Origin of the sequence: Aeromonas sp. CU5 (genome assembly GCF_002586745.1) — a bacterium.
GTDB lineage: Bacteria > Pseudomonadota > Gammaproteobacteria > Enterobacterales > Aeromonadaceae > Aeromonas > Aeromonas sobria.
On sequence record NZ_CP023817.1, the window covers coordinates 4,535,647 to 4,548,702 of the forward strand.

Below are 13,056 nucleotides of genomic sequence, written 5' to 3' on the forward strand. Positions count from 1 at the left end.
CTCGAGTTACTGCATCAATTAAGCGCCAATCAGTTCCAGCGCATCGTGGGCAATGACCCACTCTTCATTGGTCGGGATAACCAGGGCCTTGGTGGAACCAGCCTTGGTGATCTCGCCACCCTTGCCGAAGCGGGCAGCCAGGTTGGCGTCGTGATCAACGTCAAAGCCCAGCAGACCCAGCTTGTTCAGGGTGATTGCACGGATCGGTGCGGAGTTTTCACCGATACCACCGGTGAAGACTACGGCATCCAGACGACCGTCCATGGCGGCGGCGTAAGCACCGATGTACTTGGCCAGGCGGTAGCAGTAAACATCCATGGCACGCTTGGCTTCTTCTTTGCTGTCGTAGTTGTCTTCAACGAAACGGCAGTCGGAGGTCACTTCGGTCAGACCCAGCAGGCCGGACTCTTTGGTCAGCATGGTGTTGATATCAGCAACGCTCATGCCCAGTTTGTCGTGCAGGAAGAAGATGATGGCTGGGTCCAGATCGCCGGAGCGGGTACCCATCACCAGGCCTTCCAGCGGGGTCAGACCCATGGAGGTATCAACAGATTGGCCATTCTTGATGGCGCAGACGGAACCGCCGTTGCCCAGGTGGCAGTTGATGATGTTCAGCTCGGAAACCGGCTTGTTCAGCTGCTTGGCAGCTTCCAGGCTGATGTAGTAGTGGCTGGTGCCGTGGGCGCCGTAGCGACGGATGCCGTTCTCTTTGTAGAGCTTGTACGGCAGAGCGTACAGGAAGGCTTCTTGCGGCATGGTCTGGTGGAACGCGGTGTCGAACACGGCCACGTTCTTGTCAGCCAGCGCCGGGAATACACGGCGAGCTTCACGGATACCGATCAGGTGAGCCGGGTTGTGCAGCGGTGCGTACGGCACGGCGGCTTCGATACCAGCGATGACGTCTTCGCAGATAACAACGGAAGAGGTGAAGCGCTCACCGCCGTGTACTACACGGTGACCGATAGCGATCAGGTTTTTGGCCAGTTCCGGATTGAGCGGCAGGATCTTGTTGACGATGAAGTCCAGCGCTTCCTGGTGAGCGGCACCAGCGCCCAGATCGGCACTGCCTTTCTCGCCATTCAGTTTCCACTTGATGCGGGCGTCGTCGAGGCCGAAGCACTCAGCCAGGCCGGACAGCAGGTCATCACCGGTGGTTGCGTCAATGACAGCAAACTTCAGGGAAGAGCTGCCACAGTTAAGAACAAGAACCAGCTTACTCATGAATAAATCCTATCGCAGATTGGGGGGTGTAGGCGGATGCGTTGGACGTTGTGCGTCCAAAAAATTTCAACTAATCCTTATGAGGGTTGGCAATCTGTTGCTTGCCCCTTGTATAGTGATACAAGACCCGAAATCCAGACGTCCCTGACAGGTCAATAGCGAGATGCTTTTGACGCAAAAATGGGCGTACAAAGGATAACCCGATTGTTGAAAAATAACAAAGTCATCCTCAACCTTTGTTATTTTGCATCAAATTTTGTCGCGGTTTTGCCGTTGTTACGTTCAAAAAGCGCTCGGAGGTAGTATGAGCATGAACATTTTTGGAACCAAGTTACAGCAAGGGCGTCATTATATGACGCTTTGGCCGCGCCGTCCCGAGCTCAATTCGATGTTTCCTGAAAATCGGGTAATCAAGGCAACCGAATTTTCCCTCAAGGTTATTCCTGCCTTGGCAGTGCTCAGCGTGATGCTGCAGTTCCAGTTTGGCGAGCTGCACTACTGGCCTTCCGTCATCACCTCCGTGCTGTTTCTACTGAGCTTGCCGCTGCAGGGTTACTACTGGCTCGGTCATCGAGCAGATACTCGGTTGTCGCCTTCTCTTGCCAGCTGGTATCGGGAGATCAACGGCAAGATGAACGAGCAGGGGGGGCGCCGTCCGCTGGTCTCCCAGCCGCGCTATGAGGAGCTGGCCGATACCCTCAAGGCCGCCTTCCAGCAGCTCGATAAATCCTTTCTCTACGAATAAACCCCCTTCCATACAAAAAGGCGCCGCTGGCGCCTTTTTTGCTGCTTGGTGATGGCGTGAGGATCAGGCCGCCAGCACCTTGCGGATCTCCTGAATGGAGAGCTTGTACTGACGGGGGCACTGACGCCATACCTGCAGCATCCGCTGGTATTTGTCGCGCATGGCGATGTCGCTGGAGAGTTCGTCGCACGGGCACTTGAGCTCGGGGAAGCGCTTGTCTATCTCCAGCAGGAAGCAGACATAGTCGGCCAGCTCACGCTCCTGGCTGCGGCTGTAGCCATTGAACTCCAGACGGCTGGCGTTGATTTCGCCCTGATCGGCCCCATCCAGATTACCCCATGAGATAGCCAGCGCGTGGTGCAGCTCCAGGGTATCGATTACCTCCTGGCAGGTCGCCAGATCCAGATGGCTGAAGCTCTTCTCCAGCTCGAGGATCTGCAGGCAGTAGCCGCGCTCGATGATGGTGCTGGCACGTTGATAGAAAGCCGCTTTTTCAGGATTGAGTTTCGCCAGGATTTCGTACTGGTTGCTCAGGATCAAACGCTCGGTGTTGCTCATGTTCATGGGGTATCTCGCTGGAAGATGATTCTGGGGTCACGTTAACCCATATATAAAATGAATTTTTTGATCTGGGCGGGGATTGGTGAGAAAAATCAGCGGGCAAGAGGCTGTTCGCCAGACAACAAAGGCCTGCGTGGCAGGCCTTTCAATCACGCAGGGGAGGGTTAGCCCTTGAGAAAATTCAACACCACCTGATGGTGATCGCTGGTTTTGAACTTGTCGAAGTGATGGGCGATCTTGCCCTCTTCGTCGATCAGGAAGCTCTGGCGGTGAATACCGTCATACTCCTTGCCCATGAACTTCTTCGGGCCCCAGACGCCAAAAGCATCGGCCACAGCATGATCCTCATCAGCCAGCAGGGTGAAGTTGAGCTGATCGCGCTCTTCGAACTTCTTCAGCCGCTTGGCCGGATCCGGACTGATGCCAAGTACCACCACATTGAGGGCGGCCAGCTCGGCGTTCACATCGCGCAGGCTGCAGGCCTGGGTGGTACAGCCCGGGGTCATCGCCTTGGGATAGAAATAGACCAGCACCTTCTTGCTGCGCAAGCCAGCGAGGCTGACCTGATTGCCATTCTGGTCGGGCAGGGAGAAATCGGGGGCGGGGCTGCCAGCGTGGAGTGGTTGCATGGGGTCTCCTCGGGTAAAACGCCCTCAGGCGTGTTTGCGATTGACGATAAACTCGAACGATTCGGCACCCAGAGCACCACAGAATGCGGCGAAGGCGGTTTGTGAACCTTCGACTTCCCCTGCTCGGGCCAGATTGAGCTGAAAACTGATCTTGAGCAGGTTGAACGGCTGCTGTTCCAGGGTCATGGATTGCATCGCCTGGATGTTCCAGCCATGTTCGCTGAAGAACTGGGTGCACTGGCTTACGATGCCGGGCTGGTCGCGGATCAACAGTTCGGCACTGGCGCCGATATCATACTGCAGGGAGTGGTGGCGCTCGGTGCGCTTCATCATGGTGATGAGATCCCACTCCTGGCTGCGCAGGGGCAGGCTGATCTCGAGTTGCATCATGCTGTTCCAGTCGCCAGAGAGCAGCATGATAAAGGTAAATTCATTGCCGAAGATGCCAAGGCGGCTGTCGACGATGTTGCAACCACAACCACTGACGTGGCGAGTCACTTCATTGACGATGCCAGGCCTGTCCGTGCCGATGGCCGTTACGACCAGGTAATGAGTCATAAATCTTCTCTCGTCCATTATTTTGTTGCGAAAGCCGCAAGCCAGCCCTCTGGCCGTGAAGACCACTCCCTGATGGGCGCTGCCGACTTTCGTTCATTACTTTTTGTGGCGGATGGTATCACGGCTTATCCCCTCTCTCCCTTGTTTTTAAAAGGGGGCAGCTTTACCATTACGCCCCTGAAAATCGGGAGAAATATCCATGTTACGCGGTAGTATTGTTGCGCTCGTTACCCCCATGCTGGCTTCAGGTGAAGTCGATTGGGCCAGTCTGGCCAGCTTGGTCGACTATCATGTCAGCGCCGGGACCTGCGCCATTGTTGCGGTGGGTACCACAGGGGAATCGGTGACCCTGAGCGAGCAGGAGCATATCGCCGTCGTTGAAAAGACCGTTGAGTATGCCGACGGACGCATTCCCGTCATCGCCGGTTGCGGCTCCAATAATACCGCCCATGCCATTGAATTGACCAAGCGACTGGCCAAAACCGGTGTGGTGGCAGGGCTCTCGGTTACCCCTTACTACAACAAACCTACCCAAGAGGGCCTCTATCGCCACTATTGTGCGATCGCCGAGGCTAGTGGTCTGCCCCAAATTCTTTATAATGTGCCCGGTCGCACCTGCTGCGATCTCAAACCGGAGACCGTAGCCCGTCTGGCCAAGGTTCCCGGCATTATCGGTTTGAAAGAGGCGACCGGTGATTTGAGCCGCACCCCGTTATTGCGTGAGCTGTGCGGGCCGGCGTTTGCCCTTTACAGTGGCGACGATGCCACTGGTTGTGATTTTATGCTGCAAGGTGGCGATGGTGTTATTTCGGTTACCACCAATATTGCAGCGGCCCAGATGGCCGACATGTGTCGTGCTGCGCTGACCGGTAATGCCGGACAGGCCCATGACATCAACAATCTCTTGATGCCGTTGCATCAGACTCTGTTCTGCGAACCGAGTCCTACCCCGGTGAAATGGGCCTGTGCCCAGCTGGGGTTGATTGCAACAGCAACCTTGCGTTTGCCGCTGGTTGACCTCACTGCCGAGGGCGAACAAGCGATGGCGCGAGCACTGACCACTGCGGAGTTGATGGCGAGTGTTTAAATCAAATGGAAAGGGAAATAGAGCCCGTCTGGTGCTGAGCGTTGCGACCGTAGCCGTATTGGCTGGTTGCAGCACCCCCCAGGATCGCAAAATGGCCAACCGGGGCTTCGAATATGAAGATGCTCGCCTCGAGGGCCGTGCGTTCTTGATCCCCGCAGGATTGAGCGCCCCCACTTTCAATAGCCAGTACGATATCCCGCCGCTGCCCGAGAGCAGCCGTGAAGGTGCCCTCGGCGCCAAGATTGACGTGCGTCCGCCAGCCCAACTGCTGACCGTGGTACCGGGCAGTCAGGTGGTGCAAACCGCCAGCGAGCCAACCGTGGCCTTCTATGCCCTGAGCACCAGCCAGAGCGTGGAGCGCGACACCTGGTCGTTCCTGATGAACTTCCTGGCCAAATACAAGGTGACCACCGAGAAGCTGGATCAGCAAGATGGCGTATTGCAAACCGGTTGGTTTGACAACACGGTTGCCCTCGATGGCTGGGGTGAAGATGACGAAGATTTCAAAATCCGTCAGCGTTACCAGTTCACTTTGCGCAACGATGTGCAGCGCCATGCCGTCAACATGTCGGTACGGGTGCTGGATCATGAAGAGACCATCGATGGCGAGACCAGCAACAAGCTGACCCCTGCCGATGCCCAGCGCTATGCCGCCCGGGTGCTGAACCAGTTCTCCCTCTATTACGACCAGCAGTTGAAAGCTCGCGAACAGCACAAGTCCAACGATGGCATGGCTCTGCAACTGGGGCTAGACAACAACGAGCTGAGCGCCTGGATTGCTGAAGGCTCCTTTGATCAGGTGTGGCGTCGCCTTAATCAGGTACTGCCCGCTTACGGCTTTATTATCAAGGACACCCAGCAGTCACTGGGCTGGATCGACGTCGAGTACGAAGAGCCGGGCGCCAAGTTCTGGAAAGAGAAGGGCAGTGAACCGTTCAAACTGGAGGAGGAGAAGTTCCGCTTCCAGCTGGGCGAGATGGCGGGAGGCAAGACCTCCATCACCTTGTTCGATAAGGACAAGAAGCCGGTCTCGTCCGGGGTCATCTCCCAGATGTATATCAGCCTGTCCGAGGCGTTCGCCAAAGGGCTGGCCGATCAGGCAGCAGCAAAAGCAGAATAAATACAGGGGCCTTGTGCCCCTGTTTTTATATCGGGATCCCTCTGCAAACGAGGGCGAATGGTGCATGTTTTCAATGATGTGAGCCCCCTTGCCGTCAAGTGGTAACCCGTTGATGGCAAGCGTGGCTTGCGATGTTTACCCCCCACAAACAGGAAGAGTTATCAGCCATGAGTCTTGCAGATCAAGTATTGGCGGTGAATGACGATTTGCCGATCCGTACCGATAAACCTGTCCATTCCGGCAAAGTGCGCAGCGTCTACTGGTTGACCCCGGCAGACAGTGCCCGGCTCATCAAAGAGAAAGGTTATGATGTGCCGGCCGATGCGCCCCTTGCCCTCATGGTGATCAGCGATCGCATCTCGGCCTTTGATTGTATCTGGCAAGGTGTGGATGGCCTGAACGGTGTACCGGGCAAAGGGGCAGCGCTCAACGCCATCTCCAGCCACTGGTTCAAGCTGTTCAAGGAGAAGGGACTGGCTGACAGCCACATTCTGGATATTCCGCACCCCTTCGTCTGGATCGTGCAAAAAGCCCGTCCGGTGATGATCGAGGCCATTGCCCGCCAGTACATCACTGGCTCCATGTGGCGTGCCTACAAGGATGGTGAGCGCGAATTCTGCGGCATCACCCTGCCAGAAGGGCTCAAAAAAGATCAGAAGCTGCCGGAGCTCCTCATCACCCCCTCCACCAAGGGCGTACTGACAGGGCTGGATGGTGTGCCGGAAGCCGATGACGTCAACGTCTCCCGTGCCGATATCGAGCGCCACTATCAAGGCTTCAACTTCAGCAAGCCGGCCGATATCGACCGCTACGAAGTGCTGCTCAAAGAGGGCTTCAACGTCATCAGCGACGCGCTGACCGCGCTGGATCAGATCTTCGTCGATACCAAGTTCGAGTTTGGCTACGTTCACGATGCGGCGGGCAACGAGAAGCTGATCTACATGGACGAAGTGGGTACCCCCGACAGCTCCCGTATCTGGGACGGCGCGGCCCTGCGCGACGGTCAGATTATCGAGAAGTCCAAAGAGGGTTTCCGCCAGTGGCTGCTCAACCACTTCCCGGATCCGGACATCCTGCTCAACAAGAACCGCATGCCGGAACGTTTCGCCCTGGCCCGCGATAACAAGCTGCCCACCGAAGTGATGATGGATATCTCCAACACCTACGTCGGGATCGCCGAGAAGATCATCGGCCACCAGCTGGTGCGCTCTGCCAATCCCAAGCAGGAGATCATCGAGGTGCTGCGCGATCAGTACGGTCTGATCGACTAAGGGTTGCCCTCTTTTTTTGTCATCGAAAAACAAACGTTTGCTGATGACGAAGGAGAGAGGCAGAGAAACAGACGGGCCCCGCTACGGGGCCCGTTTTTATTGGCTATGTCCCAATTACGTGTTGCATGGGGTGCCCCAGCGCCTCATGCAGACACGCTTTGATATTCACTCCCTTCCCGTAACGCTCCAGCATCCTGCGCCAACCCAGATAATTCCTCAGGTAGTGAGTCGCCACGCCATGAAAGCGCACCATCCATTCTTTCAATCGATGGTGATATCCGTTTACATGTTGAATGTGGAATGCTCCTACTACCCGCTCACCCTGACGATTGCGCACCACCTTATGGGTCACGCCCTGCTCTTTGCTGAAACTGGCATATACGCCCGCACCATCGCTACACAGCACTGCATCCGGCGAGACCAGGGGCTTCAAGACCGCGATAACTGTTTCGGCATTCATCTTTTCCAACTGAAAATCTGCATGGTGACCAGCACGGTCCTGCACCACCATCACAGGGATGTAATCGGGCCCGGTTCCCCGGGTTCGCCCTTTACCTCCTCGACACCGAGCCAGACGAGGTAATCCCCGCTGCCCCTTGAACGACTCGAGGAAGAAGGTCTCGTCGACCTCAACGATGCCCTCTTCCCGTGTGGCTTGATGGGCGGCCATCGCACGCAAGAAGCGGTGGCGCCAGAGGAAAGCGGTGTTCTTGCTGACCCCGCAACGCAGAGCTGCCCGGCGGACAGTGAGTCCTTCAATGAGGGCTTGCGCGTAGTCTTCCCAGCACTGCGTTTTACGTAATCTGGCCAAGGGGGTCTTGGTCAGCACGGTACTGGTGCGTAGACACAGTTTGCAACGATAGCGACGTAGTCCGCGACTCCATCCCCATGGTGCCAGCTGATTGGCATCGGCCTGACAATGTGGGCAACCGCTGCATGCAGGTAGCTGGGTATTGAGTGAGGTAATGGTGTGGGGCGCCATGAGCTCCTGCCGGGCAACACGGCGTTGGCGCAGGGTAAGCTGTGGAAAGAGAGACAACAGGTGTTGAAAGGCTGGGGTATCCATGATGGTAGACCTCAAGGTAATGACCTACTTCAAGCTTAGCCTTTCAACACATAATTGGGACAGAGCCTTTTTATTGCTGGTCTGGCGGCAAGCGGGCGGCGATCAGCCGTTGACCTTGAACACCTGACCGGTCTGGATGCCCAGCACCGACTTTTTATAAGCCTGCGCCACCTTGGCGGCGGGTACCGGCACGAAGCCTGGGAAGAAGTCAGCGTATTTGTCCATCGACTCCTCCAGCACGGTGGGGCTTACCACGTTGATGCGCAGGCCGCGGGGCAGCTCGCAGGCGGCGGCTTTCACAAAGTGATCGATGGCGCCGTTGACTGTGCTGGCACTCACTCCCCAGTTGATCGGCTCTTCGCTCAGGATGCCGCTGATCAGGGTTATGGAGCCCTTGTCATTCAGATAGGGGATGGCGGTGCGGGTCAGGTTGATCTGGCCCATCAGCTTGCTTTCCAGTCCCATCTGCCACTGCTCGTCGGTCATCTCGGTCAGACCGTTGAAGGCAACGCTGCCGCTGGCCACCACCAGCGCATCAAACTGGCCCAGCTTGGCAAACAGCGCCTTGATGGAGGCGGGATCGCGCATGTCGACCGTGGCATCGCCACGGCTGTGGCCGACCCGGATCACCTGATGATCTTTGGCAAGCAGTTCACTGACCGCGGAGCCGACGGTGCCGGAGGCACCCACAATCACAATTTTCATCTGCATCACTCCTGGTTGGGATGTGTCGATTCTAGCGCAACAGAAAATGCGAAAAAGCGCGTAAAATAAACCCATTGTTTCCATATTGGAGTTAATGATGGATATCGCCCATCTGGCTAGCTTTTATGAGGTGGTATTGCGAGGCAGTTTCTCTGCCGCCGCCGATACGCTGGGGGTCAGCAAAGGGATGCTGAGCCGCCACGTCAGCGCGCTGGAGTCCTCCCTCAATGCACAACTGTTGCAGCGCACCACCCGCCGCCTCAGCCTGACCGAGGCGGGCAAGACCCTCTATCAGCAGGCGGGAGAGATCTTCGCGCTGGCACGGCAGGCGGAGCAGGATATTCAGGCGTTGACCGAAGAGGATGGCGGCCGCCTGCGCTTTACCTGCCCGGTCAGCACCGGCGATCGCATGGTGAGCGAGCTGCTGACCAGCTTTGCCGCGCTCTGCCCCGGAGTTGAGGTGGAACTCAATTTCACCAACCAGATGGTCGATATGAGTCAGGGGGAGAACGACATCGCCCTGCGCGCCATGAACGAGGTACCGGACAATCTGGTGGCCCTGCCGCTGGGTCGGCTCAAGGATGTGGTGGTGGCCAGCCCCGAGCTGTTGGCGCGCGAGGGGCGTCCGGCCACCCCCTATGAGCTGAGCGGGCGCAGCTGCCTGTTGCAGGGGCACAATCCGGCCTGGGAGCAGTGGCATTTTATCCGTGAGGGGGAAGAGGCCCACATTCTGGTGCAGGGCAAGGTGCGGGCCAACCACTACAGTACAGTGCTGCAATTGGCTCGCGCCGGTATGGGTTATGCCAAGTGCCCGCTGATGCTGGTGGAGTCTGCGTTGGCGGCGGGGGCGCTGGTGACCGTGCTCGACGAGTGGCAGAGCGGCCTGCATCAGCTCCATGTGCTGCATGCCCAGCAGCGGCGGGTGCCGCGCAAGATCCGGCTGTTCAAGCAGGTGCTGGCCCAGTGGTTTGCCGAGCGGCCCCGCTATCTGCTCTGAGCAGCGTTATTTTTCTGTCATCTTCGGCTGCTACCCTGCACCCATCATCGGCAGCAGGAAGATCAGCAGGAATGAAGAGCAATAGAGGGTTGACCGGGTTTGTGCTGCTCTGTGCAGCGCTGGCGGTGGGCAGTGCGCAGGCTGCGGTGGTGGTGAAGGTGCCGGATAATTTTCGCATCCTCGCGGTGAGCAACGGCACCTTGCAAGATGAGCAGCATGCCACCCTTGTGGATGGCGAGCAGCAACTGCTGGTGCGCTTCGAGGGGGTCATTCCCAGTCGCAGCAGCAGCGAGAATGACCGGCAGGTGAGCTCCGAGCCTCAGGTGGTGCGCTATCAGGGCAGTAATCAGCATTTGCAGCTGACGGCCAGCGTACCGGGAGACGAGCGGGGGATGCAGGCCTATGCCAAGGCCCCAGTGGTAGGGTTGCAGGAGAATAGCCGGGCGCTTGCCATCCAGCAGGATGCGCTGGTGACCAGCGGCATCCTGCTCGGGGTGGATTGGAACGGCAAACTGGCTGAATACAACCGCAGCGGCGGCAAGGCGGCGCTGACTGCAGGCGCCGTTGCTGCGCAGCCAGCGGCCCCGGTCGCTGGTGGGGCGCAACCCGTTGTGGCCGCCAGCGAGCTGGAAGGGCAGTTGCAGCAGTTGTTCCTCAAGGCTGATCCGGCTCTGCGCAAGCGCTTTATCGGTTGGGCCGTGCCGCAGCTTTAAGTTTTCCGCCCGTTGCAGTAACGTGGACACTCCTTTTTCAGGCGCTCCGTTCATCGAACTCAACGAGGTTTTCATGTTTGAATTGCATTCACGCCTGCAGGCAGATACCCGGTTGCTCGGGGATCTGCCCCTCTGCCGTGTCTTGCTGGCCAAAGACAGCCAGTATCCCTGGCTGATCCTGGTGCCGCGAGTGGCCGATTTGCGGGAAATTCACCATCTGGCGCCGGAGCAGCAGCAACAGCTGATGCAGGAGTCCTGCGCCGTCGCCACCCTGATGGAACAGGCCCTCAGCCCGGACAAGATCAACATAGGGGCGCTGGGCAATCTGGTGCCGCAACTCCATCTTCACCATGTTGCCCGTTTTGCAACGGACCGCGCCTGGCCTGGCCCCATCTGGGGGGCTCATCCGGCCGAGCCTTATGAGCCACAAGAGTTGGCTGAACAAGGCGATAGATGGCGTACCCGGCTCGCCAAGCTAAGCGGTTTCACCCCCTGTGACTGCTGATAGCGGAGTCAACTGAGAGGCGTGTCGCTATTTCAGTCTCCGGGCCGCGCCATCTGTTAGAGTTATGGTATAGATAAGCCCATTTTCGATGTTCAGGAAGGTCCCATGATAGTAACAAGATCCGATGATGAAGCCGTATTGACCACTGAGGATGTGCTGCTCAGCCTGTGCAACTCGGTGACTCAGGTTCTCAGTGCTGCAACGCAGAGTCAGGTTCGTTTTTCCGGCATGGTACAGCGGATCAGCAAGACCTGCCTCAAGCCGGATATCGGCTGTTTTGTGCTGTTTGATGGCGGTTTTTCCGGTCTGGTGGTGATCAACTTTTCCGCCGCCGCTGCCATGGAGCTGTACGAGAGCTACATGCTCAGCATGGGGCTCTCCAAGGAGGATCTTGCCATCTCTCATACCTCGGATGAGGTGAGCAACGTGATGGGCGAGCTGATGAACCAGATTGTCGGTAGTTTTACCGTCAAGGTGGGCCGTGATCTGCAGACCCATATCACCCAGAACCAGCCGAAGATGCTGGCGCTTAACAAGCAGGTGATGCTGAGTGTCGATACCAACCTCGATAACCCGGAAGCGCGCCGCGTCACCTTCTTCACCGCCCGCAACAACATCTTCTATCTCGAGCTGGCGATGGATAAAACCGAGTTTATCCGCATTCACAGTGAGGGGATGGAGCACGAGGAGCTGGATCCCGATGCGCTAATCGCCCAGACCAAGCTGGATGCAGCCAAGCCGGTTCAGGCTGCAGCTCCAGTCGCCAACGATCACGACGATCTGCTCGACTCCCTTGGCATCTGATGTCGGGTTGATGAGTGAAATGAGAAGGCCACCCATTGGGTGGCCTTCTTTATCGTGGTAGGGCTGCGGTTAGAAGTTGTAGAGCAGGCCAGTGCTGAAGCGGGTGGCTTGTGAATCGTAGAAACTGATATCCGAGCTGGATTTGGCATACGCCGCACTGGCGGTGGCCGAGAGGGCGCTGACGCCAAACAGGTTATGCCAGAAAAAGATGACGTTTGCGGCAAACTCGTCGGCATCGGCGTACTGGCCAAAGAGGGGATTGGCCTCGTCATAGTTACTTTGGCCGAGGTAGAGGTTATTGACTAATGACCACTGGGGCCCCCGCTTGGCATAGGTCAGCTGTATGCCGCTCTGTTTGTAGCGCTGGGCGCTGCCATCAAGGTCTGCATCGCGATAGATCAGCGCAGGTTCAAGCACTTGGCCGGGGGCAAAACGCCACTGATAGGAGAGTTCGAGAGCGTGGATCTTGCCGTTGCGATCCAGCTTGGCTGCTGTCTCGGCACCATATTGGCTGCCGCTGCGTTCTTCATCGACATCGATATTGCGGGTAGTCAGGCTGCCGTTGAAGTTGCTGCCCCAGATTTTATCCCAGCTTGCCCGTGCCCCGGTGGAGTTGATATCGGTCGAGCTGCGGGCTACCCCCACGGCGTATGGATCGCTCCACTGTTCGGTTGGCATGGCGCTGAACACCAGCGAGCCACCGACAATCCCCTTGTCTCCCAGCTCCTGCCGCAGCCCCAGTTGCTGGGTGAAGTCGAAACGAATGGCATCCTGAATCAGGTTGCCGAGGAAGAGTTGAGTGCGCGTATCGGCAAAGGTGTAGCGGATATCGGCGTTGAGCAGTGGCGCAACGGTGGAGCTGCTTTGTGGGCCATCCAGACCGGCGATCGTGCTGTGGTCATCGTTGCCGCTATAAAAATTGGATTGGTAGTCAATGACATTGATGCCACCCAGCAGAAAACCGGACCAGCCGGACTGCTTGGGAATGGCACCCAAATCGGCGTAGGCACTGTTGGCTGCCAGCAGACCCAGGCCAAGTAGCGGAAGATGACGCATGGAATTGTGCTCCTGAAT

At 57.5% G+C, this 13,056-nt stretch carries 15 protein-coding genes; 8 read left to right on the forward strand and 7 right to left on the reverse strand.

The window, feature by feature from the left end:
- Positions 1-18: 18 nt before the first annotated feature.
- Entirely contained in the window at positions 19-1,221 is a 1,203-nt protein-coding gene (locus CK911_RS20605) for an acetate kinase (RefSeq protein ID WP_042018565.1), read from the reverse strand.
- 304 nt (positions 1,222-1,525) lie between these two features.
- Between CK911_RS20605 and yfbV the strand changes: the two genes are divergently transcribed.
- A complete protein-coding gene (yfbV, locus tag CK911_RS20610) occupies positions 1,526-1,966 on the forward strand; it encodes a terminus macrodomain insulation protein YfbV (RefSeq protein ID WP_042018563.1) in 441 nt (146 codons plus the stop codon).
- 63 nt (positions 1,967-2,029) lie between these two features.
- Here yfbV and CK911_RS20615 read toward each other — a convergent pair whose 3' ends face one another.
- The 3 genes from CK911_RS20615 to CK911_RS20625 form a co-directional block, all read right to left on the reverse strand.
- The gene (locus CK911_RS20615) at positions 2,030-2,530 is read right to left on the reverse strand and encodes a YfbU family protein (RefSeq protein WP_098972289.1); all 501 of its coding nucleotides are present in this window, start codon (positions 2,528-2,530) and stop codon (positions 2,030-2,032) included.
- A 161-nt stretch (positions 2,531-2,691) separates the two neighbouring features.
- On the reverse strand, positions 2,692-3,156 hold the full coding sequence (gene bcp / locus CK911_RS20620; RefSeq protein ID WP_098972292.1) for a thioredoxin-dependent thiol peroxidase: 465 nt from the start codon (positions 3,154-3,156) through the stop codon (positions 2,692-2,694).
- A 24-nt stretch (positions 3,157-3,180) separates the two neighbouring features.
- Entirely contained in the window at positions 3,181-3,714 is a 534-nt protein-coding gene (locus CK911_RS20625) for a glycine cleavage system protein R (protein ID WP_042018558.1), read from the reverse strand.
- A 199-nt stretch (positions 3,715-3,913) separates the two neighbouring features.
- Between CK911_RS20625 and dapA the strand changes: the two genes are divergently transcribed.
- The 3 genes from dapA to CK911_RS20640 all read left to right on the forward strand — a co-directional run bounded on the left by dapA (position 3,914) and on the right by CK911_RS20640 (position 7,192).
- On the forward strand, positions 3,914-4,801 hold the full coding sequence (gene dapA, locus CK911_RS20630; RefSeq protein WP_098972294.1) for a 4-hydroxy-tetrahydrodipicolinate synthase: 888 nt from the start codon (positions 3,914-3,916) through the stop codon (positions 4,799-4,801).
- A complete protein-coding gene (gene bamC / locus CK911_RS20635; protein WP_068977768.1) occupies positions 4,794-5,921 on the forward strand; it encodes an outer membrane protein assembly factor BamC in 1,128 nt (375 codons plus the stop codon). Before dapA ends, bamC begins: the two co-directional genes overlap by 8 nt.
- A gap of 167 nt (positions 5,922-6,088) precedes the next feature.
- A complete protein-coding gene (locus CK911_RS20640) occupies positions 6,089-7,192 on the forward strand; it encodes a phosphoribosylaminoimidazolesuccinocarboxamide synthase (protein ID WP_098972296.1) in 1,104 nt (367 codons plus the stop codon).
- Positions 7,193-7,295: 103 nt separating this feature from the next.
- Here CK911_RS20640 and CK911_RS20645 read toward each other — a convergent pair whose 3' ends face one another.
- Complete coding sequence (locus tag CK911_RS20645) at positions 7,296-8,258, reverse strand: IS1595 family transposase (RefSeq protein ID WP_098969540.1); 963 nt, start codon at positions 8,256-8,258, stop codon at positions 7,296-7,298.
- Between the two features lie 102 nt (positions 8,259-8,360).
- On the reverse strand, positions 8,361-8,963 hold the full coding sequence (locus CK911_RS20650; RefSeq protein ID WP_098972298.1) for a short chain dehydrogenase: 603 nt from the start codon (positions 8,961-8,963) through the stop codon (positions 8,361-8,363).
- A gap of 97 nt (positions 8,964-9,060) precedes the next feature.
- Here CK911_RS20650 and CK911_RS20655 point away from each other — a divergent pair, with 97 nt between their 5' ends.
- From CK911_RS20655 to CK911_RS20670, 4 genes are all read left to right on the forward strand, one after another.
- Positions 9,061-9,960, forward strand: coding sequence for a LysR family transcriptional regulator (locus CK911_RS20655; protein WP_098972301.1), 900 nt, complete (start codon positions 9,061-9,063; stop codon positions 9,958-9,960).
- A 71-nt stretch (positions 9,961-10,031) separates the two neighbouring features.
- On the forward strand, positions 10,032-10,673 hold the full coding sequence (locus tag CK911_RS20660) for a DUF2057 domain-containing protein (RefSeq protein ID WP_098972304.1): 642 nt from the start codon (positions 10,032-10,034) through the stop codon (positions 10,671-10,673).
- Positions 10,674-10,746: 73 nt separating this feature from the next.
- Positions 10,747-11,178, forward strand: coding sequence for an HIT domain-containing protein (locus tag CK911_RS20665; protein ID WP_068977773.1), 432 nt, complete (start codon positions 10,747-10,749; stop codon positions 11,176-11,178).
- Positions 11,179-11,283: 105 nt separating this feature from the next.
- On the forward strand, positions 11,284-11,982 hold the full coding sequence (locus tag CK911_RS20670) for a DUF3334 family protein (protein WP_042018548.1): 699 nt from the start codon (positions 11,284-11,286) through the stop codon (positions 11,980-11,982).
- 69 nt (positions 11,983-12,051) lie between these two features.
- Here the strand turns inward: CK911_RS20670 and CK911_RS20675 are convergent, their stop codons facing one another.
- A complete protein-coding gene (locus tag CK911_RS20675; RefSeq protein WP_098972306.1) occupies positions 12,052-13,038 on the reverse strand; it encodes a DUF2860 family protein in 987 nt (328 codons plus the stop codon).
- Positions 13,039-13,056: the final 18 nt, after the last annotated feature.

Excerpts from the sequence above, each read along its gene's own strand:
- CK911_RS20655 (WP_098972301.1), top strand. The coding sequence starts at position 9,061 with ATGGATATCGCCCATCTGGCTAGCTTTTATGAGGTGGTATTGCGAGGC.
- CK911_RS20625 (WP_042018558.1), bottom strand. The coding sequence starts at position 3,714 with ATGACTCATTACCTGGTCGTAACGGCCATCGGCACGGACAGGCCTGGC.
- CK911_RS20670 (WP_042018548.1), top strand. The coding sequence starts at position 11,284 with ATGATAGTAACAAGATCCGATGATGAAGCCGTATTGACCACTGAGGAT.
- bcp (WP_098972292.1), bottom strand. The coding sequence starts at position 3,156 with ATGCAACCACTCCACGCTGGCAGCCCCGCCCCCGATTTCTCCCTGCCC.
- CK911_RS20650 (WP_098972298.1), bottom strand. The coding sequence starts at position 8,963 with ATGAAAATTGTGATTGTGGGTGCCTCCGGCACCGTCGGCTCCGCGGTC.
- yfbV (WP_042018563.1), top strand. The coding sequence starts at position 1,526 with ATGAGCATGAACATTTTTGGAACCAAGTTACAGCAAGGGCGTCATTAT.
- CK911_RS20615 (WP_098972289.1), bottom strand. The coding sequence starts at position 2,530 with ATGAACATGAGCAACACCGAGCGTTTGATCCTGAGCAACCAGTACGAA.
- CK911_RS20605 (WP_042018565.1), bottom strand. The coding sequence starts at position 1,221 with ATGAGTAAGCTGGTTCTTGTTCTTAACTGTGGCAGCTCTTCCCTGAAG.
- CK911_RS20660 (WP_098972304.1), top strand. The coding sequence starts at position 10,032 with ATGAAGAGCAATAGAGGGTTGACCGGGTTTGTGCTGCTCTGTGCAGCG.
- CK911_RS20645 (WP_098969540.1), bottom strand. The coding sequence starts at position 8,258 with ATGGATACCCCAGCCTTTCAACACCTGTTGTCTCTCTTTCCACAGCTT.
- dapA (WP_098972294.1), top strand. The coding sequence starts at position 3,914 with ATGTTACGCGGTAGTATTGTTGCGCTCGTTACCCCCATGCTGGCTTCA.
- CK911_RS20675 (WP_098972306.1), bottom strand. The coding sequence starts at position 13,038 with ATGCGTCATCTTCCGCTACTTGGCCTGGGTCTGCTGGCAGCCAACAGT.
- CK911_RS20640 (WP_098972296.1), top strand. The coding sequence starts at position 6,089 with ATGAGTCTTGCAGATCAAGTATTGGCGGTGAATGACGATTTGCCGATC.
- CK911_RS20665 (WP_068977773.1), top strand. The coding sequence starts at position 10,747 with ATGTTTGAATTGCATTCACGCCTGCAGGCAGATACCCGGTTGCTCGGG.